Genomic DNA, 683 nt, shown 5'->3' on the forward strand with positions numbered 1-683 from the left:
GGCCCCGGCCACGCCCGGCGGCGAGGAACTGCGCTTCCACGGCGTGCGCGCCACCGACACGGACGACGCCATCGACAGCTTCAGCGCGAAGCGCCGCGTGCAGGCCAACGCCGTGACGATCGCCAGCTGGGACCCGGCGCAACTGCTGGCCCCCGCCGCCGAACAGCAATCGAACCTGGACGCCGGCGAGCTGCCCGTCTTGGCCCTATACGACGGCAGCGGCGAAAGGATTGCCAGCGGTTTTGACAACGGTGCCGCGGCCGACCCGCACAGCCGCCTGATGCTGCAGGCCCTTGAACTGGACAACAAGCTGTTCGAAGGCGCCGGCGCCGTGCGCCGCCTGGCCCCGGGCCACGCGTTTACGTTGACCCAGCACGAACGCTACGGCCCGGATAGCGACGCTTTCGTCGCCTTATGGGTCGAGCACGAAGCGCGCAACAACTTCCAGGCGCAGATCAAGACCGCCGCGAATGCCGATCTTGTGGAGAACGGCACCTACCGCAACCGCTTCGGCTGCGTGCGCGACGCCGTCGCCATTGTGCCGCGCGCGGCCGCCGCCGCCCATCCCGTCACCGCCCTGGGGCCGCAGACCGCCATCGTCGTCGGCCTGGCCGACGCCGTCGCCCACACGGGTCGCGATCACCAGGTACGCATCCAGTTCGCCTGGCAGCGCGGCGAAGGCG

At 70.6% G+C, this 683-nt stretch carries 1 protein-coding gene; it reads left to right on the top strand.

Going from position 1 to position 683, the window contains the following annotated elements; genetic code table 11:
• Positions 1-683 (top strand): contractile injection system protein, VgrG/Pvc8 family (locus tag GM672_RS27780; RefSeq protein ID WP_260115713.1); only part of this gene is annotated, 683 nt, incomplete at both ends.

This window comes from Pseudoduganella buxea, assembly GCF_009720835.1.
GTDB classification, from domain to species: domain Bacteria; phylum Pseudomonadota; class Gammaproteobacteria; order Burkholderiales; family Burkholderiaceae_D; genus Rugamonas; species Rugamonas buxea.